The organism is Collinsella sp. OM06-18AC (assembly GCF_003438785.1).
In the GTDB taxonomy this organism is placed as follows: domain Bacteria; phylum Actinomycetota; class Coriobacteriia; order Coriobacteriales; family Coriobacteriaceae; genus Collinsella.
The window spans coordinates 18,782-40,158 of record NZ_QSTX01000013.1; the positions used below are offsets into that span (position 1 = coordinate 18,782).

Genomic DNA, 21,377 nt, shown 5'->3' on the forward strand with positions numbered 1-21,377 from the left:
TGGGCATAGTTTGCCCGAACGTTGCGGCGCGGCTCGGCGGCGAGTCGCCGATGCCTACAGACGCTTGAGGACCACATAGCGGTTGAGCTCGCCGCTGCGACCGTCGGCATGGAAACGCTCAAGCTCGCGCACGGGGACCTCGCCGCTCTTGTAGAACGTACGGACGCCGCGCACCAGGTCGGTGATCTGCTGATCGTCAAAGTGATGACAATAGCGGTAGGCGTGGCGGTCGTTTTGCCAGCCAATGAGGTGGTCGCCGGCTTCAAACTGCGCGGAATCGTAACCCTCAAACGGCGGGGTGAGCTCGGCGCGGGCTTCGGCGCGAACGGCCTTGCGCGCCATGCGCTCGTCGTTCATAAACTCCCAAAAGCTGATAGCGATGATGCCGCCCGGGCGCGTTTGGCGCACCAAGGCATCAAGTACGCGTACGCGGTACTCGCACGATGGTACGTGGTGCATAAAGCCAAAACAGACCGAGATGTCGGCGAGCGGGGCGTCGAAAAGCACGTCGGGTGTCTCGGCGGGGTTGAGCTTCATAAGGGCGTCGAGTACGTCGAGTTCCTGGAAGTGCAGGTTGGGAATGCGCAGGGCGTGGCCGCGTGCATCGATGGCCAGGTCCTGGCACGAGTCGACACCATAGAACTCGAAGGGGCAGCTGGCGTCTGCCGAGGGGCTCGTGCCGTCCACGCCTTTGGCAGCCAGCGTGCCGCCGGCGGCAAAGTTCTCGAAGCGCATGTTGCCGCAGGCAAGGTCGAAGACGCGGACGGGATGCTCGATCGTGGCGACGTCGAGCTGTTCGAGCGCAATGTCCATGGTGCGCACCCAGCCGGGCCACGGGGCCTGACGCGTATCGGAAAAGGAGGCGGAGTGCTCGCGATAGAACGTGTTGTTGAGCTGGATGAGCGATGAGGCGAAATCGCGGTTCACGGCGCGGGACTCCCTCCGTTGGCGGTGCGGAATAAAAAGTACGACCATACTACCGTTAACGCCGCAACGGGGACAACCGGGCTAGGTGCCATTGCTTCGTTTGGACACATTTCCGCAGCTCATATGCACCCGCAACCGCCGGTTGTCAAAAATCTCACTAGAATAGGTGGCATGCTTTTGGCGGTGGCGGATAGATTTTTAACTGTGCAAGGCGCCTTAAGAACAAAAACGGTCCGGCGGCACGGCTGGCATCACATAGGAGGAACCATGAATGTAGAAACTGCGCAGCGGCTCGCCGACCTTCGTCGCAGCAAGGGTTTTAGCCAAGAAGGGCTGGCGCGAAAGCTGGGGCTGTCGCGCCAGGCGGTCAGTAAATGGGAGCGTGCGGAGAGCTCGCCCGATACCGAGAACCTGATCTCGCTCGCCAAACTCTATGGCGTGAGCCTGGACGAGCTGCTTAATCCGAGCGATGAGATTGAGGACGATATCGAGTTTGAGAACGAGGACCGCGCTCGTCAGCGCGAGGCCGAGGCGGCAGAGCGCGCACGCACCCATGAGGCGGCGGCACGTGCCACCGAGGCGGCAACACAGGCGAGTGATGCCGCCGCCAAGGCGGCGCAAGCGGCAAGCTGGAGTGCGCAGGCCGCCAATGCCGCTACGGCGCAGGTGACGAGTGGCGGCGCAGCTGGCTCGACTCCGGTGAAGGGCCCGTTCCAGTCGTTTCCGTATTGGGCTGTGTGCTGGCTGCTGTTCTTTTTGCTGATGTTCCTGTTTGGTGGCTCCTTTGCCGTGCTGATCTTCTTTACAATCCCCATCTATCACTGGGTGGCGCGTGCGCTCGATGGCGATTGGGCACGCGGGGATATTCAGGTTGGTCCGGCGCCGGAGGCGGCTAAGGCTCAGGATGTTTCCGCTGCGGTTGATACTGACGTGGCTACCGCGACTACCGCTGAGCCGATTGCCAAAGAAGGTGATGAATGATGAAGCTCTCGCATGAATCTAAGGTGCGTCTGGGCGTTGGCATCGGAGCGTTTGTGCTTATTGTTGGGCTTGTCTTTGGCGCTTCGCGGACATGGATTCATTTTGATGGTCCGTGGGATCTCGGCACTATTGCATCCGGCTTGTCCGGTAGGGACGATGCGGTTGACGCCGATGTTTTGAACGATGGCGGTAAGTATTCCGCTCAGCCTCAGCAGCTTTCGAGTGCGACCTTTGATGCCGATGAGTTTCGCTACCTCGATTTCGATATCAATGCGGCTTCGGTGGACGTCAAGGTTGTTGATGGCAACAAGACTCGCGTTATCGAGCGGGGGCGCGTTGCCGAGGGTATGGATGCCTCCAAGGCCGCGACGCAAAACATCGCATCCGTCGAGGACTCGACGCTCAAGGTTTCCCAGTTTAGCAGTGATGACGGTAAGGCAATCGATCGCTCGGTTACGGTTGAGCTGCCGCGCCGTGTTGCCGAACATCTGAAGGGAGTTAACGCGCACGTACGTTCGGGTGATCTGCAGATCGCCGGCATCATCTGCGATGGCTTCGATCTTTTCCTGAACTCGGGAGATGTAAAGTTTGCGGGCGGCGTGACTGATGCGCTCAGCGCCGAGGTTGGTTCGGGCGATGTGACGTTTGACCTGAATCAGGCCCCCGCGAACTCGATGGATGTTACCGTGGGCTCGGGCGATGTGGAGATGACGGTTCCGAACTCTACGGGCTTTAAGGCGAGTCTTACCCTGGGCAGCGGTGACTTCGAGAGCGATTTCCTCCCGGATGGCTACGATGGTGAGGCCGTTTCGAATCTTGAGTTCGACAACGGTGATAAGTCCGCCACGTATCGTTTTGAGGTCGGCTCGGGCGACGTGTCCTTTGGTTCGGAGTGACGGGCAGTTTTCGAAAACCCGTAAGCATAGACGCGCTGTTTGATGAAGGCGCCGAAGCCGAGGTCGGCTCCGGCGCCTTTGCCTTTACAATGGGGGCATGGAACAGATTATCTTGAACATACTCGAGGCCCTGCGTCGCGGCGAGACCGTGGACGACAAGGCGCTCGTCAAACTGATACATGCCGAGGCACGCCGTGAGGGTGCCGACAAGCGCGATCTGGCCAAGCGCCGTCTGCTGCCGTTCTACCAGCGGGTTAAACGCGAGGAGCCGGCTCGTTGGGCTGCGTGGAATGTCGATGCCGATCTGGAACGCCAGTTGCTGCGAGTGCTGAGGATGAAGCCGCGTCGCACGGCTTCGGGCGTGGCGACCATTACCGTCATCACCAAGCCGTGGCCCTGTTCGGGCGATTGCCTGTTTTGCCCCAGCGATCTGCGCATGCCCAAAAGCTATCTGCACGACGAGCCGGCGTGCGCCCGCGCGGAGCAAAACCGCTTCGATCCGTATCTGCAGGTGAGCGCTCGTCTGACCGCGCTTTCGCAGATGGGGCATGCGACCGACAAGATTGAGCTCATCGTGCTCGGTGGCACCTGGAGCGACTATCCGGAAGGCTATCAGACATGGTTTATGTCGGAACTTTTCCGTGCGCTCAATGACGATGCCGTCGCCGGCGTGGCGGCCAACCCCATGCTGGCGCGTCCGGGCATCAGTCGTGTCGAGGCGGGGCGCCTGCTCGATGACGCTCCCGCCGATGCCCTGCCGCCGGTGGTAGCGGAGCGTCGCGAGCGCTATCGGGCTGCCGGTATTGCGACCGATGAGGCTGAGCTTGCGAGCGGCGTTGCCGACGAGCAGGGGCGTGTGGATGCTGCCGTGGGCGGCTACAACCGTGCGGTGCGTCGTCTGTACGGCCCCGGTACGCCGTGGGGCGAGGCCACCGAGTGGCAGACGGCAACGATGGAGGAGCTCGAGCGCCAGCAGCGCATCAACGAGACGGCGAAGCATCGCGTGGTGGGGCTCGTTATCGAGACGCGCCCCGATGCTGTAACGCCGCAGGCCCTCACGCTCATCCGCCGCCTGGGTTGCACCAAGATACAGATGGGCATCCAAAGCCTTGACCAGCACCTGCTCGATATCAACGAGCGCCGCATTTCGGTGGCGCAGATCGAGCGGGCGTTTTCGCTCGCGCGCCTGTTTGGCTTTAAGATCCACGCGCACTTTATGCTCAACTTGTTGGGTGCTACGCCTGAGGGGGACAAGCGTGACTACGAGCGCTTTATGACCGAGGGCGCCTTTATGCCCGACGAGGTCAAGGTCTACCCGTGCGCGCTCATCGAGGGCTCGCGTCTGGTGGGCTGTTACGAGCGTGGCGAGTGGCGCCCCTATACCGAGGAAGAGCTGCTCGACGTGTTGGCCGATGACATCGTGGTGACGCCGGCATTCTGTCGTATCAGCCGCATGATTCGCGACTTTAGCTCCGACGACATCATGGTGGGCAACAAGAAGCCCAACCTGCGTCAGCTCGTCGAGAACCGCCTGGCTGCTCGGGGTGACGGTGCGACGGTGCGTGAGATTCGCTATCGCGAGATCAGCACGGCGGGTGCCGACCTGGACGAGTTGACCCTTGATGAGGAAGTGGCGTACGAGACGCCGGTGACTTACGAGCACTTTTTGCAATGGGTGACGCCGCGGGGCAAGATCGCGGGCTTTTTGCGGTTGTCGCTGCCCGATCGCGCTTTTGTTGCCGCGCATGTGGACGAGCTGCCGACGACGCCGGACGAGGCGATGATTCGCGAGGTGCACGTGTACGGCATGGCGGCGCGCGTGGGCGATCAGGGTCAGGCGGCGCAGCACCATGGATTGGGACGTTTGCTCGTGGAGCGTGCGTGCCAGATAGCTCGGGATGCCGGTTATACGCACATCAACGTGATCAGCGCGATCGGTACGCGCGAGTACTATCGCCATCTTGGGTTTTATGACCATGGACTCTATCTGCAGAAGGAGCTCTAGATGAACAAGCCAAGTGTTTCTGCCGGCGTCGTTGCCGGCGTTGCCCTGGGAGCCGCGGCGCTTGGTGCGGCCGCCGTCGCTGTTCGCGCTGCCTGTTTGCAGGTCGCACGTACCCGCAACGGGCTGGCGCGGGTGAAGCGCATGCACAATGAGGGCGGTGACGAGGTCCGTGTGCTCGTGCAGGGCGGCGTTTACCAAAGCGCGAGCTATGTTGGCGAGCGTTGGGCGGAGCCGGCCTTTGCGTACTATCGTGCATTTGACGATGTGTTTGAGGCCGAGGATGCAATGCGCGACGCTTATGGTCACGGCATCGACCGCATGCTTATGCTCGGCGGCGGTGGGTTTTCCTATCCCAAGTTTGCACTGTTGTCGCATGAGGGCTTGCGTATGGACGTCATCGAGTATGACGGAGAGATAACGCGCTTGGCGCGCCGTTGGTTCTATCTGGACGAACTGGAGCACACGGTGGGCGATCGCCTGCGGGTGATTACCGCCGAGGCTCGCTCGTATCTGGGTGTGACGAGCGTGGGCCATCGTCGCTACGACGTAGTCGTGAGCGATTGCTTTGGCGGTGCCGAGCCCGTTCGCGAGCTGGCGACGGTTGAGGCGCTGCGCCTGGTGCGAGGCAGCCTGAACCCCAGGGGTATCTACGTGGCCAATATTGTGAGCGCAAACGAGGGGGGCGATGTGACGTTCCTTCGCGACTGCGCTGCCACGGCACTCGAGGTATTCGTCCACGCCTGGGTGGTCCCATGTGGCGATGCGAAGTTCGGCGGCGAGGAAAACTACCTGCTCATCGCCAGCGACGGCGACTACGCCTTTGCCGAAGCCGTGCCCTTCGACACCGACTTCCTCGGCACCGTCCTTCACGACAAGTAAGTCTCCCCGTCAAAAAAAGACTGGTCTTAGGCGTGATCGCGCCAGCCGAGAACGCGCTGCTTCATACCCTCGATGTCGAGCACGCCTTCGGCAAAGCCCTTGCGCACGAGCTCTTCGGGAACAAACTCGTCGTAGCGGTCAAAGTAAGGCACCTCGCCAGGATAGACGAGCTCGATGGGATCGAAGTCCTTCTCGGCCTCGGCGGCGAGCACCTCAAAGAACGTCTCCTCGTCGGCCTTCATCTTAAACTGCATAAAGTACGGGCGTGACGGATCGAGCCCGCGAAGGCCCAGCTCCGCGGCACATTTAATTTTGAGCATGCGCTCGAGCGCCAAAAAGGCGTAGCTGCCCAGCCAGGGGAAGAGCACCCAGGTATCGCCGCCCAGGTTAATGAGCGGCTTGGTTCCCGCCCCCGAAATCTCGGCGGTATGACGAGCCTGCGCCAAGCGGGCCCGTGCGTTACCCATAAGGTACGGATATGTCGCGTGCTCGTTGAGCGCCTTGCGCATGCGCTCGAGCACATGCGTGTTAATGTCGCCGGGGCAGTCGCCAAAGTAGGCCGGCACCCGGCCCTTGACCTGCGTGGCAAAGACAGTGTGGCGCTTCCAGTCCACTTCCTCGACAATCCAGCAGTGTCCGGCGATGGCGATGCGCTCACCGGGCGGGGGCGGATTAACGATCGTGCCCAGCTCGGCCGATTCGCTGCGAACGGTAAACTCCTCGTTTTCCTGGAACACAGCGTAGAACTTAAAGTTGTTGATGATGCGCTCGCCCGCGAGACCCACGATGAGCCCACCGCCCTCGGTGGCCTGGATGTGGTCGATCTTGATGAGGTGGCGCAGCAGAATGCGATAGTCATCGGCTGAGACGCGGTGGAAATAGCTGAGCGTGAGCACACGCTGAGCAAGCTCGGCCGGTGTGAGCTCGCCGGTGCTGGCGAGCGTCGACATGGTCTGGTGATAGAGCAAACTGTAGGGGAGTCGATCGAGCTCGGGCGGCTCGACCCACTTTTCCTCGCGATAGAGTTGTACGAGCGCGATGCCCTGGAGGAGCTTCCACGGAATGGTCTCGGGCATCATCGTGCGCGGCTCGGGTTCCTCCTCGCGCATGACAAACCACATCTCGGGCGGAAGATCGCGGCGTCCCGTGCGTCCCATGCGCTGCAAAAAGGAGCTGACGGTAAACGGTGCATCGATCTGGAACGCGCGCTTCAGGCGACCGATATCAATGCCGAGCTCCAGCGTGGAGGTGGTGACGGTTGTCTGCGCCTGTTCCTCGTCGCGCATGATCTCCTCGGCGGTCTCGCGTAGCGATGCCGAGAGGTTGCCATGATGGATAAGGAAGCGGTCTGGCTCGTGCCGGTTATCACAGTAGCTGCGCAACATGGAGCACACGGCCTCTGCCTCCTCGCGCGAGTTGGCAAAGACCAGACACTTGCGGCCGCGGGTATGTTCAAAGATGTAGCCCATGCCGGGGTCGGCGTTGTCGGGTGCGGTGTCGGTGGGGTTGAGAAGTGCCTGTTCGGTTGCCCGTGGGATGTCGACTTCGCCCTCGGGGGCCGAGGAAGCGCGGCGATCCCTGGAAGTAGCCTTGTCCTGTGCCTGTTCGCGACGCTGGCGGCGCTCCTCCTGCGTGAGTTGTCCGCTGTGACGTCTGTCCTGGGTGCCGGTGGGTAGTGCCGTGGGCGTCGCCGCCTCGATGCGCTCGCACGCAAGCACCTCGGCCTCTTGGGGACCTGCGCTCTCGAATCCTCGCTGCTGCGCCTGGGGACCCGAGTTATAGAAGTGCTCCATGGAGATGCGCCACACGCGGCGCGGTTCCTCAAAACGGGGGATAACGCAGTTGCGCCCCGTTCCCTGTGAGAGAAAGGCACCCGTGCGCTCGGGGTCGCCGATGGTGGCCGAAAGGCCAATTCGGCGGGGCTGCACGCCGGCCATGCGCGAGAGTCGCTCGACAAGGCAGAGCGTCTGCCCGCCACGGTCGCCGCGCATGAGCGAGTGGACCTCGTCGATGACCACGTAGCGCAGGTCGCAAAACATGCGCGGGATCGCCATGTGCTTATGGATCAGGAGCGCCTCGAGTGATTCGGGCGTAATCTGCAAGATGCCGCTCGGTTTTTTGATGAGCTTGGCCTTGTGCGACTGCGAGACATCGCCGTGCCAGTGCCAGACAGGGATATCGGCCTCTTCGCAGAGGTCGTTGAGGCGAACGAACTGGTCGTTGATGAGTGCTTTGAGGGGGCCAATGTAGAGGGCGCCCACGCTCGCGGGCGGGTTCTCCCAAAACTCGGTCAGGATGGGAAAGAAGGCCGCCTCAGTTTTGCCAGATGCCGTGGATGCCGTCAGGAGCACATTGTCTTGCGTGTTGAAGATGGCATCTGCCGCCGCAACCTGGATGGAGCGCAGACTCTCCCAATCGTGGGAGTAGATGAAGTCTTGGATAAACGGGGCATATCGGTCAAAGGCGTTCATGGGACCTCCTCTCAACAACGGGCTGATCAACGCAACGGGCAACGGCTCGATAGCTTGCAACATCGGCGTTTGCCCAGATAAAACCTGCCAAAATAAACCTGTCCCTTTTTGGCAGGTTAGATGGTGAACTCGGCGAAGTTGCGGTCGCCGCCTGCGGTGCCGGTGTCGTCTGTTGCGGCTGCCGGCGCCAGCGCGTCGCCACCGACGCTTTGCAGTAACTCGGCCACGTTAGCATCGGGGTTTTGACACAGGATATCGAGCAGTTCGATAAAGTCGCGGATGACCTCGCGGGGCGTCAGATGCGTGTCGGCCCCCACGCGGCCAAACTCAATCTTGAGGAAGTCCACCAAGTCGTTCTCGGTAAGCGTGGGCGTCCAGCCAAAGTAGCCGGCGTGAATTTGCATGAGCTTTTCGATGAGCACCAGCAGCTCCTCGTAGGTGAGCGGCTGCAGGCGGATGATGGGCGCGAGCATGTCTTTGAGATCATCGCGCGCAAAACGGCCCTGAGCGAGACGGCTCCGAAGGGCCTCGTAGGAAAAGACGCCGCGGCGGCGGTCCTCGATAGAGGTCGGCGTGCCGCCCATGATCACGCCCAGGTACTGCGCTTTGCCCTGGAGCGTGTCGTTGTACATGGTCAGGATCTTCTCGTAGTTATATTGGCGCGTGATCGCGTTGGGAATCTTGTATAGATTCACGAGCTCGTCGATGAGCACCAACATGCCCTTGTAGCCGCTGCAGACCAAAAAGCGCGCAATGAGCTTAACGTAGTCGTACCAGTCGTCGTCGCTGATGATGGTCGAGGAGCCTAGCTCGGCGCGCGCCTCGCTCTTGGTGCGGTACTCGCCGCGAATCCATTTGGTCACGCGGCTCATGGCGTCTTCGTCACCCTCCGAGACGGCCGTGCGATAACGGCGGAGCATGCGGACAAAGTCAAAGCCGTGGACCATCTCCTCGAGCGGGGCCAGTTGGGCATTAACGGCAGACTCATCGGCGTCGGCACACGAGGCGACCCAGCGATCCAGGATAAGGTTGAGCGCGCCACCCTCGGGGCGCGTCTTGGTCGATATGTTGCGGATGAGCTCGCGATAGGTGGCGAGGCCCTGGCCCTGGCCGCCCTGTAGACGGCGTTCGGGGGAAAGGTCGGCATCGGCGACCACAAAGCCTTCGCCCATGGCATGCGTTCGGATGGTCTGGAGCAAAAAGCTCTTGCCGGCGCCGTAGCGACCGACTAGAAAACGGAAGCTTGCGCCGCCATCGGCGATGAGGCTCAGGTCGGTGAGCAGAGCACGGATCTCGACCTCTCGCCCCACGGTGATATAGGGAAGGCCAATGCGCGGGACAACGCCGCCCTTGAGCGAGTTGAGAATGACGGCGGCGACGCGCTTGGGCACGCGGGGTGCTGCGGATGCGGTATCACTCATGGTCTAAGTATCCTCTCACGTCTGCTTCGTAGTCCTCGATAATTTGCGGTCCTGCTGGGCCAAATTCAATAATGGTGTCGCCCACCAGGCCAAAGAGCACTTCGTTGATGCTGTCGACGAGCATGTCCTCACTCTTGCCCGACTTTGCCACCGCCGATGCCGTCTGCGCTGCGTTTTGCTCGAGTAGTGCTCGAAGATAGGCGTCTGCGGCGGGGTCGAGTGCGGACGCGGTGTCGGCGGGCGTGGGCGCCGATGCGAGGAGCGGGGCTACGACGCCAAACTGCTCGGTGGAGATGGTCGGCTCGCTAGCCTCGTCCTGCTGCATGGTCGTCGCGACTGGTTCGGCGATCGTGTCGGCCACGGGCTCGGCTTCCCGTCGTTCGGCAACTGCCGCCTCGGCATCCGCAAGCGTGCCGTCCTCGCGCTCCTCGTCGATCAAAAGCGCCTCGCGCGTTTGTGCGGCGGCGCTCCGAATGTGCCCCAGCTGGCTTAGGTCGATATCGATCTTGACGGGCTGATGCGCGGCATCCCATGAAAGCCATGCCGTGATCTCGTCATCGATAATTTTAGCCAGATATTTGGGGATCTTTTCTTCCTTAAGGGGATGGGCAGGGTCCAGGGCCAGGCGCAGGCGCTGGTCACAAGCGCGCATCATCTCACCGAGCTTGCTACTTTTTTGTCTGCTGCCGTGGATGCGCATGCATTCCCAAAAGCCATTTTGGCAACGGTAGATGTGAATGGGGTCCAGGCGATATTCGCAGTCCTCGTGGCGCTCGGGAGCAAAGAACACGGCCGAGGCAAACATGGTGTAGGGCATGGCCGTCTCCTCCCCAAACAAGCTCGCTACGATGCCGTTTTTTCGGTGCGTGTCATAGTAGCGCGCCATACGGACATACACGGCGCATGCCACGTGGCGCAGGTCGCGATGGTGGGAACGGTCGAGCCGTGAGCTATTCAGGTTGTATGTCGAGAGTGCGTCGATGGCAGCCATGAGCCGCTCCTCATGTGCCTCATCGGGCGGAAGGGGAAGCGTGGGCCCGGAGGTCTTGCGACGCGCAGGCGGCAGGTCTGACGGCGCCGGCGCGGGTACAAGGTCTCGCGCTGCGCGGCGCAGCTCGATGAGGGCGTTGTCGAATGCGACGGTTTTAGAGTCGCGAAGCAGCTTGGGGTCGAGCTCATGGAACACGGCGTAGTCCTGCAGCCACACGCGTGCGAACCGGTCGATGCCGGGTTCAAAGGCGCGATAGGCATCCCAAAATGCCTTGATCTTGCCATAGCCGTCACGCGGATTGTCGACGCCAATGCCGCAGATCAATTCGTAGAGATACAGAAAGGCAAACGAGGTCGATGTCTCCTCGATATTGCCGCGGCGCACTTGGGCACGCCAGGTAAAGTAGCCGCGCAACTGTCGATCGCTCATGGCATTGTAGGTGGGAAAGTACGACTTAAAGGTGCCGTTGTAGGGGCAATCGTCCTCGAAGTCGGCCATCAGCAGACCTTGGCGGTAGAAAAGTTCGGCTTCCGAAAGCCAACGGCCCGCGCCGCCCTTTGGGTCATCCTGCCAACGCGATATCTCACGCATCTTGCGGTATTGGTCGGGGAGGAAGTTCTGCATCTGTCGGCCGGTCTTGAGAATCGGCTCGTCTGCGTAGATTTCGTTTGAGAAGCGGGCGGACTGATGGGTCCGAGCCTCGGCCATAATGCGCTCGATGAGCATCTTGATGTCCTGGTCGGCCACCGCTCCTCCTCTCGAACGCAGCTACGGTGACCTCATATCATAGCACAGCATCAAACAGATGTTCGAGATACCGCTACGTAGATAGATTTAGAACAGGAGGGCGTAGATGACGGCGATGATGACGGAGGGAAGCATATTGGCAGTGCGGAAGGTCTGAGGACGGATAAGGTTGACGCCGACGCAGAAGATGAGCATGGAGCCTACGAGCGAAAGGCTGTCGAGGGCTGCCGTGGTCATGATGGGGGAGAGTGCACCGGCAAACAGCGTGATCGTCCCCTGGAACACGGCGACGGGCAGGGCGGAAAAGATGCAGCCGCGGCCAAGTGAGGCCGTCATGGTGCAGACGATGATGCAGTCCAGTGCGCCCTTGAGGGCAAGCGTTGACCAGTCGCCGAGCAGGCCGTCCTGAATCGATCCCACAATGGCCATGGCGCCGATACACACGGTGAGCGAAGTCGAGACAAAAGCGTTGGTGAACTCGTTATCGCCCTCGCTGCCGGTTTTGCGCTTGAGCCATTCGCCAAGGTTCTCAATGGCGGCTTCCAAGTCGACGGCCTCGCCGATGAGCGAACCGAGCGCAAATGAGACGATGAGCATGGTGGTACCGGTGGTCGACAGCGCCTTTCCATCGATAAGGAGCATCTTTTGCATGGTGCCGCCAAGGCCGATAAACAGGACGCACAGCCCCGACGCTTTCATGAGCGTGTCTTGGATACGCGGTGTGATAAAGCGACCGCCCGCTAATCCCAAAAGACCGCCCGCAACTAAAAGGACAACGTTGATGATTGTTCCCAAGCCCGGCATGAGCCCTCCTGTATTGATGCCAACGTGGCAATCGTAGCAGAATGGAATGCGAGACACATCGCGACTCATCTAATACGTTATATAAGTGGTATTAGCAACGACGCGCAGTATTTAAGCCTCAGGTGGTTGTCGGGACATAGGGATAGTAGTCAAAGCGCAGTGTCATAAGCCGCTGTGGGGATTCAATAGCCGCGGCGATGATATTGGCATCGCGGGTACGATCAACCCCTTCGAGTTCGATCTGATACGAGACGTCTTGCATAATGTCCAGACGTCGCCAGGCTAGGAGTGTGTCGCCATCGAATTCCAAGGTCTTGCCTCCGTCTGGGGCAACGGCGTATAGGCGCAATTTAGCGGTGGTTGCAGGGTCGACAACCGTGACCTTTTTAATTTCGTTTCGAGTATTCTTGGCGCCCAACAAGGTGAGCAGTGTTGGGGCCACGACCTCGCCCGATGGCAAAAAGACGACTTCGATGGATTCAGGAAATGCGATGATGGCCGACTTGCGGACGGGCTGATTGGCGGCGGCAACTTCGATGCTTGCAGCGTCGATGACCTCCGTGTGGTCGAGCGCGGCAAACACGCAGCAGTTACCTTCATCGATTTCTTGAGGATCAGCAAGCCCCAGACTGTCCGCGAGCTCGGGATCGTTTTGATCGGTAGCGGGCTCATTCGGTGCTTCGAAAGAAGCTGGGACGCTGTTTGTCGGCGATGACGTGTCGCCCGCACCCGCTTCCTTGTCCGCACTCTCTTCTTGTATGGTTGCGTTGATGGGTTCGTCGTTTGAGGGGAGCGTCTTGGCGTCAAGCGCGGAGGGGAGAATTCCGATGGCTCCGGATCCGTTCCACTCCATTTCGAGAAGCGCCGGGTCGGCAAGAATGCGTTGCCTGCTTTGCGCGTGGGCATCGATTTCAATAGGGCCTGCCTCTATCCCTCGTGTAAGGCTGAGTGATCCGGCTGGCTTCTCGAAATGAGCGTCTGTATCTTTGGTGCTGGCGGCGTAGAACAGCAGGGATGCTTCTCCCGCCGCGATGGCATCGGTGCCGGCTTTGGCCAGCCGCAACGATGCCGTGAATGAGAGGGTGGGCTGCGTGTCGTCTACATTCGCGGCGGCGCAGCCCAGACATATACCGCCTCCTTTCTCGAAAAACGCACCGTCAAAGGCGACCTTCGCTCCGTTCGCCGAGTCATCGACCGAAGCGATGTCGATGCGCAGCTCTAAATTGCATGGATCGCCATCTGCATCGAGCACAACCGAGCGCCACGTGCAGACGGCGCACCCCGCCTGGGAGCCGTTTACCTTGTTCGAACGATTGATATCCACGACTATCGAGCCGTCCGTATTACGACGAAGGCATCCCGAGGTTGAGATTGCGGCCTGTGCAATCGAAAAACGCTTACACGCAATGGCGCTCGACGGATTTGGTGCGGAGCTTAGGGCTGCTGGTAAGGAGTCTGCCATGACGGGAGTCGCCCAAGCGGCGACAGGCGTTCCGGTTGCGAGCGCGCCGCAGAGTGCGACGACGGGCAAAAGGTTCTTCGATGCCATGGGGTCTCCTTAGCTAATTTAGTGCGGCCTATCCGTGTTTTGTTTCTGGCTGTGTTTGATGTGCAGACCGAGGCCGGCGGTCCCCGCGCCTGCTGTTGTGGCACCTACTGCCAAGAGCCATCGTCTGTCGCCTGTCTGCGCCAACGGTTCCTCGCGGTCGCCGCGGTCGAGTTCCGAGAGATCGACCGTCACTTGCGTGGCGGCCTGTGCCTGTTCTTGCTGGGCAAAGGCCATGGCTGGCCCAAACGCTAGGATGCTGACGGTGGCGGCCAGGGCGATAGCCTTATGCCGTGTGCGCACCGGGCTCGACCGTCCAGGTGATCGTTGCAACCTGATCGCCTTCGCCGGTTACGCGGAAGATGTCGCGCGTGACGCGGGCGACGTTTCCGCTTGTCTTGAGCTTAATTTTGTCCGTGCCGCCGGCAATGCCCTGGTAGCCCATGTCGAAGGCTGCATTCTTGGAAAGATCGAGGCCCGTCTCCTGCATTGCGGCGCTGGCGTTCTGGAGTGCGCCGTCGGGGCCGACCTTAAAGTCGATGGAATTCTGCGCGGTTCCGGCCTTGGCGTCGGCGGCAATGGTCCAGGTGTTCATGGCGTCGATCTTCATGTTGGTGACATGGATGCCGTAGGCCGAATGATTGTCGATGGTGGTCGCGTCTTCTGAGGGGCCCTGAAGCGTGCCGTCGGCCTTGGCGACGAAGGGAATAACCGTCGGAACTTTGAACTCTACGTTGTCGATCTCGGTCCTGACCATTACTTTCGTGGTTCCAACGCGCCCGGCTGCCAGAGCTGGCGTCGGGGCGGCGCCCATTGCGAGCGCGAGCGCGAGCCCTGCGCCCACGACGAGCGCTCTGGCTCCGTTCATGTTCCTGGTGATGTCCATGGTCGTTCCTTTCTATTCGCCGCGGGCCGTCCCCGCGATGATTGGACGAATGCTGGTGAATTGCGTGCGGTGCCGCGTCGGCCGAAAAAGCTAGTTCTCGGCTTGCTCAACCCGTACCCTGACACGTGTCGGATTGCCGTGGCTGTCGAGGGTCTTGGCATCGAGTGCCTGGATCTCGATGTATGCCTCGCCTTCTTTGATGTCGCCGGCGGGGCACGTCTCGATTGTCTTGCCGGTCTCGACCACACCGGATTCGTACATGGTCTCGTCGTTTTGGATGACGCGGAATCGCTGGGGAAATTTATTGTCTTGGACGTTTTGCACGTTGACGCGCAGCTTGCCGTCCTCCTGTAGCTGAGCGACCGGCGCGACCGAAATCGTCATCATGTTGTCGTGGACGATGGCATCGAGCTCATCTTGGATTTCTTGTCGCGATTTGCCCTCTGCCGTCGTGACTGAGGCGCCCGCTTCGGGCACGGGCTGCGACTGCCAGGCGTATAGCCCTACGGCGATGAGGGCGCAGACGATAGCCAGGCAGACAACGACGAGTTTCTTGCGACGCCCCAGTCCTGCGAGGCGGGGCGGCTTCTTCGCACTCATGCGGCGTCCTTGGTGGTGTAGACACGTGCGAACGTGGACGGGTCCGCTCCAAAGAGCATGTGAAGCATCAGGCGGCGCGAGTAGATGAGCTCGTCAAAGTCGTGAGGGAGCTCGATGTCGTGGATACGCGCGATGTGGTGGGCGAGCGCCGAGAACGACTCGGGGTCGCAGATAACATCGGTGGTGACGTGGTAGACCGCCGTATCGGGGAACGCCTCTTCGTCGAAAGGCAGGAGATAGGGATCGTCGTCGACCTCGATGGCGACGCCGTACTGGGGCCAGTAATATGCCATGGGAACCTCCCTGCTTCTGGGGCCAAAACTTCTATCGGTTTTGGTTGTCGACGCCGACCGTATCAGCCGCTACTTGACCAATTTCTGACCAAATGCTTGACGGATTGACATCTCCGCAGGTAAAAGGTGGAAAAAATTACTTCAACTTTTTTCGAGCGACAATCGAGCGGTCGGCGACGGCGGGGCGATATGTGTCAAAAGCATCGTCTGCCGAGGAAGCCTTGCCGTTCGCCGAATTGCACAAACGTAAAAATCGCCAATTATGGAGACGGTCTCGAACACGTCGACGAAACGATGCGGTAACATCTCCCTGCAAACACTGTAGTTAGCTAAAGGGGGAGTTCGCGTGTCTGCAACCATTAAACCCTTCACCGATGAGTTCGAAGAGTATGGCCGCGATGAATCTCGTGCATCGGGCGAAGCATCGAGCATCTCGTTTCCGACAACGGAAGACGAGGTCCGTGCCATTTTGGAAACGCTCCATGCCGAGCGTGTCCCGGTAACGGTTCAGGGCGCCCGAACCGGCCTTGCCGCCGGTGCCGTGCCCCACGGTGGGCATATCCTCAATACTTCCCGTATGAATCGCTACTTGGGCCTTCGCCGCGATGAACAAGGCCAATTTCTGCTGCGCGTGGAGCCGGGCGTTGTGCTCTCGGAGCTGCGTAAGCAGCTGAGCAAGAAGGTACTGCCGACCGCTGGTTGGGACCAGGCATCGCTTGAGGCCTACGAGGAGTTCCAAGAGTCCCCCGAGCAGTTCTTTCCCACCGATCCCACCGAGGCATCTGCCTGTCTGGGTGGCATGGCGGCATGCAACGCCTCCGGCGCCCGCAGCTACGCTTACGGCCCCATGCGCCCGCATATCACGGGACTCCACGTCGCGCTGGCTGATGGCGATTTGCTTGAGCTTCAGCGCGGCGAGGCTTTTGCCCAGGGCCGCCACCTGTCGCTCGTGACGGCAGAGGGCCGTACGCTCGAGCTCGATCTTCCCGGCTATACCATGCCCGAGACAAAAAATGCCTCAGGCTATTTCGTTGCGGACGATATGGACGCCATCGACCTCTTTATCGGCGCGTGCGGCACGCTCGGCGTTATCACCGAGCTCGAGATTGCCCTGCAGGCGGCGCCTGCGGTCGTTTGGGGTGTGAGTTGCTTTTTCGATAGCGAGGACAAGGCGGTGTCCTTTACCGATTCCGTGCGCCCTGTCCTGTCCCATGCGGCTGCCATCGAGTACTTCGATGCTGGCGCCCTGGATATTCTACGTCGCCAGCGCGAGCAGTCGACGGCGTTTGCCTCGCTGCCGGCGCTCGACAAAGAGGCCAAGGTATGTGTCTACGTGGAGCTCGATTGCGATGACGAGGCGCAGGCGACCGAGGAGCTGTACCACTTGGGATGGGTGCTGGAGCTTGCGGGCGGCCGCGACGATGCGACATGGGTCGCCCGCAACGAAGTCGATCGCGAGTGCCAGCGGTTCTTCCGCCACGCGGTGCCCGAGAGCGTCAACATGCTCATTGACGAGCGTCGCCGCACCGACCCCACCATTACCAAGCTGGGATCGGATATGTCGGTGCCCAATGCACGCCTTGCCGATGTCGTGGCCCTCTATCGCCGCACGCTGGCCGAAAGCGGGCTTGAGTCTGCTGCCTGGGGACACATCGGGAACAACCATCTGCATGTGAACATCCTGCCGCGCGATGCGCAAGACTACCGTCGTGGTGGAGAGCTCTTTGCCCAGTGGGCTTCCGAGGTCACGGCCATGGGCGGTGCCGTTTCTGCCGAACACGGCGTCGGCAAGATCAAGGCGGGCTTCTTGGAGACGATGTACGGCCACGAGGCCATGGTCGAGTCGGCGCGTCTCAAACTCCAGCTTGATCCTGCCGGCCAGCTGGGTCGCGGCAACCTGTTTACGGAGAAGCTCTTGGATGAACTCGTCCAGAAAGGGGGCGCGTGAAGATGAGTGATTTCCATATGGTGGTGTGCGTCAAGGCGGTGCCCGGAAGCACCGAGGTCAAGATGGACCCCAAGACCAATACTATCGTGCGTGATGGCAAGCAGGCGGTCATTAATCCCTTCGATGCAAGTGCTCTCGAATGTGCGCTAGCGCTGAAGGACGACTTTATCGGCTTTGGCATGGACGTGCGTGTGACGGTGGTGTCGATGGGCATCCCCGCGACCGAATCGCTGCTGCGCGACTGCATCGCCCGCGGTGCCGACGACGCGCTGCTGCTGACCGACCGAGCCTTTGCGGGCGCCGATACCCTAGCCACCACCTATGCCCTCAAATGCGGCATCGAGGCACTCGATGAGGACTTTGACCTGATCATCTGCGGCAAGATGGCAGTGGACGGCGATACGGCCCAGATCGGCTCCGAGCTGGCCGGCGCCTTTGGGGTCCCCTGCGTGACCGACGTGAGCTGTGTGCAGAGCGCGGGATTTACGACGTGTGGCTCGCTGGCGCTCGTTCACGGCTGCGATGCCGGCGAGGAGACGGTGTACCTGGAGATGCCGTGTGCGATGACGACTGCCAAGGAGATTGGCCAGCTGCGCATGCCGAGTATTGCCGGTATTCGCGCGGCCGAGGATGCAGACGTGCGTGTGGCCAGCGCTGCCGACGTAAACGCCGATCCCTCGCGTTGCGGCCTTGCCGGATCACCGACGCAGGTCGTGCGCTCGTTTGTGCCCGACCGTGACCAAACGTGCGAGGCCGTCGAGGGAACGGCGTCCGAGCAGGCGGTAAAACTTGCCAAGATTATTGAGGGGATGGCATAGATGAGCGGGCTGATTATCGATAGCGAAGCCTGTATCGGCTGCGGTCGCTGCGTTCGCGCCTGCGCCTCGGGCGGCATTGTGGTGGAGGGTGAGCGCCCCAATCGCTGTGCCCGCGTAACCGACGGCTGTATCCTGTGCGGTGGGTGCGTCGACGCCTGCCCCGTCAACGCCATCTCGATTGAGCGCGACGAGGCCGCCGGCGCGGCAGACCTTGACGCATATCGAGACATCTGGATCTTCGTGCAGACTGACGAGCACGATGCCGTTGCATCCGTGGCCTTCGAGCTCATGGGCAAGGGGCGCGAGCTTGCCGATGCCCGCGGCTGCCGTCTGGTGGCACTGGTCGGCATGAGCCCCGAGGGCTCACTCGGGGACCTGGAGCATCTGATTTGCGCCGGTGCGGACGAAGTTCTGGTCTGTCGTGACGAGCGCCTGCGTCAGAACGACGCGGAGGTCTACGCCCGCTTGATCTGCGATTTGGTAGCCGAGCGCAAGCCCGAGGCCATTCTGTACGGCGCGACCGCCTTTGGTCGCGAGCTGGCGCCCGGTGTGGCCGTGCGCTTGCAGACGGGCCTTACGGCCGATTGCACGGTGCTTTCGATGGATACGGAGACGGGTCTGCTGCAGCAGACGCGCCCGGCGTTTGGCGGCAACCTGATGGCCACCATTATCTGCCCCAACCACCGTCCTCAGATGGCAACGGTGCGCCCCGGCATCTTTAAGGCGCCCGAGTTTGACTATAGCCGCTCCGGCACGATTGCCCAGGTAGTGCTAGCGGATGACGTTAAGGCCCGTGTCGAGATCTCGATTCCCGCCGAGGAGTGGGGACAGCAGGCCTCAATTGCCGATGCCGAGCGTCTAGTCGTGGTGGGCCGCGGCATCGGCTCCAAGAAAAACCTACCGCTGATGCGAAAGCTTGCCGAGGCTCTGGGTGCCGAGCTTGGCTGCACGCGCCCCGTGGTGGAGGCCGGCTGGCTGGAGTATCGCCACCAAATTGGCCAGACGGGTGTATCGGTCTCGCCCAAGCTCCTCGTGAGCATCGGTGTCTCGGGCGCTATCCAGCATCTCGCCGGCATCGGTGGGGCGGAGTGCATTGTCGCCATCAATGAGGACCCGGATGCCCCCATCTTTGGTGCCGCCCAGTACAAGGTCGTCGGCGATGCCGTTGAGATCGTTGAGGAGCTGCTGGCTCAGCTTGAGCGCTAAGCGCGCGTCAGCCAGTCGCGCATCTCGTCCTTTAGGCGGCTCCAGGTTGCCTGCGTGGCGGGGTCGGTAAAGGGCCGCGTAATGCCAAAGGGCGCGTCGAGCAGGCGATAGATATCGCCTTGCTCGCGCGCCAGTGCACGGCTTGCCGGATGGACGAGCTCAAACATAAAGCAGATGAGCCCCACCAGGTAGTCCGCCGGCTCGTTGCGCTCGTCACGCGCGACGCAGCGATGCTCGTCAAAGGCGGTAAGCGCCGGTGTCGAGAAGTGGCTGGCGAGAAACGTGTCCTCATCCACCTTGAGGATGGTGTCGACGGTGCTGTCGGCGATGGTGCGCATAATGTCGATCTTGTCGCCATCGCGCACGATATCGCAGAAGCGCCGCGTGCGCTCGTCGAGCTGCGCGGGTAGACGGAAATCGCTGTGATAGGCAATGCTCGCTCGGATGAGCTCATCTTCTGCCGGGTCATCGATAAAGTCGCGGACGCTCGTCACGGCGGGTGCATCGGCGGGATTCTCGCCAAAGAGGACCTCGATGCCCAGCGCTGCATGGCCCATGCTCTCGGCGTCCTTAAAGGTGTCCCAGCGTCGCAGCTGCTCAAAGCGGCCTATATCGTGCAGCAGGCCGCAAAGCCATGCCAAGTCAATATCATCTGACGACCAGCCCTGCTCGCGCGCTACGGCATCGCATGCCTCGGCCACGTGGTACGTATGCTCGATTTTGAGCGCGATGCGTGGGTTGGTGGCGTCGTAGGCATCGGTGTAGCTTTTGAAGGCTGCGCGCGCCCGGTCTCGATCGATAGCTGTCATAATGACTTCCTAAAAAGTTGTGTCTTTCGATCCGGTGGCAATTGTAGGCGAACTTTATTGCCACCGGTTGATATTTCTGCTGCGTTGCGAGGTGCGCTGCAGACGACTTACCAGAATGGGGGTGGCATGGTCCTTAGGATCTTTAAAACCGTCTGGCCGGTGATGCTTGCCTATGTTGCAATAGGCGCGCCGTGCGGAATGATCATGGGGCAGACGGGAATGGAACCCTGGATGGTCTTTGCCCTGAGCAGCACGTTTGTGACGGGCAGCGGCCAGTTTATGATCTGCAACCTGTGGCTGGCGGGCGTGCCTGCAGCATCGATCGTCGCCAGCGTTGCTGCCATCTCCTCGCGCTTTGCGCTTTACTCGGCATCGATCGCGCCGCATCTGACGGGTGCCTCGAAGCGTCAGACGCTGGCTGTTGCCGCGACACTTACCGAGGAGGCATATGGCATCTCGCTTGCCAAGTTGGTTGAAGGGGAGGATTGGGGCCCGCGCGAGTCCTTTGTGCTCAACGTGATTCTCATCGCAACATGGGGCGTTTCGTGTACGATGGGCGCCATCGTCGGCGCCGTTGTCGATGTTCCCACCGCCATTGCAGCCTTTGTCTGCACCTCGCTCTTTATCTGCCTGCTCTTTTCGCAGCGGCTGTCGCGCGGCAACGTTGTCGCGGCGGTTTCGGGCGCGGTGTCCGTCGCCGTATGCAAGTTCTTGGGCCTCACGAATATTGCCGTGCCGGCAAGCGTCGTGGCCGGCATGGCCATTGCGTTGGCGTGCGATGCTGTATTTGACGGAAGAGGTGCCCGCGATGCCCGTTAACGAGTTCTTGGTTCTGTGGCTGTCGTCGTGGGCTGCTATCGCGTTCTTTCGCATCGCGCCGGCGTTCGCCTTGCGCGGGCGGACCCTGTCGCCCCGCATTACCGAGGCCCTGGGCTATATCCCGCCCGCCGCCTTTGCCGCGCTGGTCGCCAACGACTTGGTGAGCCCCGGCGCGTTCGACGCGGGACTCTGGCCTGCCTTGGTTCCCTGGATTGCGGCCGCCGGCGTCGTGGTCATGGCGGTCAAGACAAAATCGATGCTGTGGTGCTGCGTCTCGGGCATCGTACTCTATATTGTCTTGAGCCTTATATAGGGGTGGCGTCGCGGGCG

General features: G+C 61.1%; 20 protein-coding genes. 9 read left to right on the plus strand and 11 right to left on the minus strand.

The genetic code is table 11. The annotated features are described in order from the left end of the window. Nucleotides 1-54: 54 nt before the first annotated feature. A complete protein-coding gene (locus DXB86_RS08280; protein ID WP_117736787.1) occupies nucleotides 55-927 on the minus strand; it encodes a hypothetical protein in 873 nt (290 codons plus the stop codon). 267 nt (nucleotides 928-1,194) lie between these two features. Between DXB86_RS08280 and DXB86_RS08285 the strand changes: the two genes are divergently transcribed. The 4 genes from DXB86_RS08285 (at nucleotide 1,195) to DXB86_RS08300 (ending at nucleotide 5,688) form a co-directional block, all read left to right on the plus strand. Continuing rightward, nucleotides 1,195-1,908, plus strand: a complete 714-nt coding sequence (locus DXB86_RS08285) for a helix-turn-helix domain-containing protein (protein ID WP_117736788.1) — start codon at nucleotides 1,195-1,197, stop codon at nucleotides 1,906-1,908. After that, nucleotides 1,908-2,804, plus strand: coding sequence for a DUF4097 family beta strand repeat-containing protein (locus DXB86_RS08290; protein ID WP_158555306.1), 897 nt, complete (start codon nucleotides 1,908-1,910; stop codon nucleotides 2,802-2,804). The genes DXB86_RS08285 and DXB86_RS08290 overlap by 1 nt, the downstream gene beginning before the upstream one ends. A gap of 97 nt (nucleotides 2,805-2,901) precedes the next feature. Then, nucleotides 2,902-4,809 carry an elongator complex protein 3 gene (locus DXB86_RS08295; protein WP_117736790.1) on the plus strand — a complete coding sequence of 636 codons (1,908 nt, stop codon included), beginning with the start codon at nucleotides 2,902-2,904 and terminating at the stop codon, nucleotides 4,807-4,809. After that, nucleotides 4,810-5,688, plus strand: a complete 879-nt coding sequence (locus DXB86_RS08300; protein ID WP_117736791.1) for a spermidine synthase — start codon at nucleotides 4,810-4,812, stop codon at nucleotides 5,686-5,688. It begins immediately after the preceding gene. 26 nt (nucleotides 5,689-5,714) lie between these two features. On the opposite strand, the gene DXB86_RS08305 is transcribed toward DXB86_RS08300, so the two are convergent. The 9 genes from DXB86_RS08305 to DXB86_RS08345 form a co-directional block, all read right to left on the minus strand. Next, nucleotides 5,715-8,159 (minus strand): DEAD/DEAH box helicase, encoded by a 2,445-nt coding sequence (locus DXB86_RS08305; RefSeq protein WP_117736792.1) that lies wholly within the window; start codon nucleotides 8,157-8,159, stop codon nucleotides 5,715-5,717. Between the two features lie 116 nt (nucleotides 8,160-8,275). Next, nucleotides 8,276-9,580: an ATP-binding protein gene (locus DXB86_RS08310; RefSeq protein WP_117736793.1), complete on the minus strand. Its 1,305-nt coding sequence runs from the start codon at nucleotides 9,578-9,580 to the stop codon at nucleotides 8,276-8,278. After that, a complete protein-coding gene (locus DXB86_RS08315) occupies nucleotides 9,573-11,318 on the minus strand; it encodes a TerB N-terminal domain-containing protein (protein ID WP_233504184.1) in 1,746 nt (581 codons plus the stop codon). The genes DXB86_RS08310 and DXB86_RS08315 overlap by 8 nt, the downstream gene beginning before the upstream one ends. A gap of 87 nt (nucleotides 11,319-11,405) precedes the next feature. Next, on the minus strand, nucleotides 11,406-12,122 hold the full coding sequence (locus tag DXB86_RS08320; protein ID WP_199411025.1) for a DUF554 domain-containing protein: 717 nt from the start codon (nucleotides 12,120-12,122) through the stop codon (nucleotides 11,406-11,408). A 118-nt stretch (nucleotides 12,123-12,240) separates the two neighbouring features. After that, nucleotides 12,241-13,671 carry a hypothetical protein gene (locus tag DXB86_RS08325; protein ID WP_117736794.1) on the minus strand — a complete coding sequence of 477 codons (1,431 nt, stop codon included), beginning with the start codon at nucleotides 13,669-13,671 and terminating at the stop codon, nucleotides 12,241-12,243. Nucleotides 13,672-13,689: 18 nt separating this feature from the next. After that, complete coding sequence (locus DXB86_RS08330; protein ID WP_147330834.1) at nucleotides 13,690-13,905, minus strand: hypothetical protein; 216 nt, start codon at nucleotides 13,903-13,905, stop codon at nucleotides 13,690-13,692. 49 nt (nucleotides 13,906-13,954) lie between these two features. Further along, entirely contained in the window at nucleotides 13,955-14,554 is a 600-nt protein-coding gene (locus tag DXB86_RS08335; protein WP_089573324.1) for a hypothetical protein, read from the minus strand. Between the two features lie 90 nt (nucleotides 14,555-14,644). Beyond that, the gene (locus tag DXB86_RS08340) at nucleotides 14,645-15,154 is read right to left on the minus strand and encodes a hypothetical protein (RefSeq protein WP_117736796.1); all 510 of its coding nucleotides are present in this window, start codon (nucleotides 15,152-15,154) and stop codon (nucleotides 14,645-14,647) included. Continuing rightward, complete coding sequence (locus tag DXB86_RS08345; RefSeq protein ID WP_089573322.1) at nucleotides 15,151-15,447, minus strand: hypothetical protein; 297 nt, start codon at nucleotides 15,445-15,447, stop codon at nucleotides 15,151-15,153. Before DXB86_RS08345 ends, DXB86_RS08340 begins: the two co-directional genes overlap by 4 nt. A gap of 346 nt (nucleotides 15,448-15,793) precedes the next feature. On the opposite strand from DXB86_RS08345, the gene DXB86_RS08350 reads away from it, so the two are divergent. Genes DXB86_RS08350 through DXB86_RS08360 form a run of 3 tightly spaced genes read left to right on the plus strand, consistent with a single transcriptional unit; the run spans nucleotide 15,794 to nucleotide 19,419 of the window. Further along, nucleotides 15,794-17,395 (plus strand): FAD-binding oxidoreductase, encoded by a 1,602-nt coding sequence (locus DXB86_RS08350; protein ID WP_117736797.1) that lies wholly within the window; start codon nucleotides 15,794-15,796, stop codon nucleotides 17,393-17,395. 2 nt (nucleotides 17,396-17,397) lie between these two features. Continuing rightward, nucleotides 17,398-18,213: an electron transfer flavoprotein subunit beta/FixA family protein gene (locus DXB86_RS08355; RefSeq protein ID WP_117736798.1), complete on the plus strand. Its 816-nt coding sequence runs from the start codon at nucleotides 17,398-17,400 to the stop codon at nucleotides 18,211-18,213. Next, nucleotides 18,214-19,419, plus strand: a complete 1,206-nt coding sequence (locus DXB86_RS08360; RefSeq protein WP_117736799.1) for an electron transfer flavoprotein subunit alpha — start codon at nucleotides 18,214-18,216, stop codon at nucleotides 19,417-19,419. It begins immediately after the preceding gene. Here the strand turns inward: DXB86_RS08360 and DXB86_RS08365 are convergent. Beyond that, nucleotides 19,416-20,228 (minus strand): HD domain-containing protein, encoded by an 813-nt coding sequence (locus tag DXB86_RS08365; RefSeq protein WP_117736800.1) that lies wholly within the window; start codon nucleotides 20,226-20,228, stop codon nucleotides 19,416-19,418. The two genes, DXB86_RS08360 and DXB86_RS08365, sit on opposite strands and share 4 nt — an antisense overlap. A 126-nt stretch (nucleotides 20,229-20,354) precedes the next feature. Here DXB86_RS08365 and DXB86_RS08370 point away from each other — a divergent pair, with 126 nt between their 5' ends. Both DXB86_RS08370 and DXB86_RS08375 read left to right on the plus strand, forming a co-directional pair. After that, complete coding sequence (locus DXB86_RS08370; protein ID WP_158555307.1) at nucleotides 20,355-21,047, plus strand: AzlC family ABC transporter permease; 693 nt, start codon at nucleotides 20,355-20,357, stop codon at nucleotides 21,045-21,047. Next, complete coding sequence (locus DXB86_RS08375) at nucleotides 21,037-21,360, plus strand: AzlD domain-containing protein (protein WP_117736801.1); 324 nt, start codon at nucleotides 21,037-21,039, stop codon at nucleotides 21,358-21,360. Before DXB86_RS08370 ends, DXB86_RS08375 begins: the two co-directional genes overlap by 11 nt. The last annotated feature ends 17 nt before the right edge of the window (nucleotides 21,361-21,377 follow it).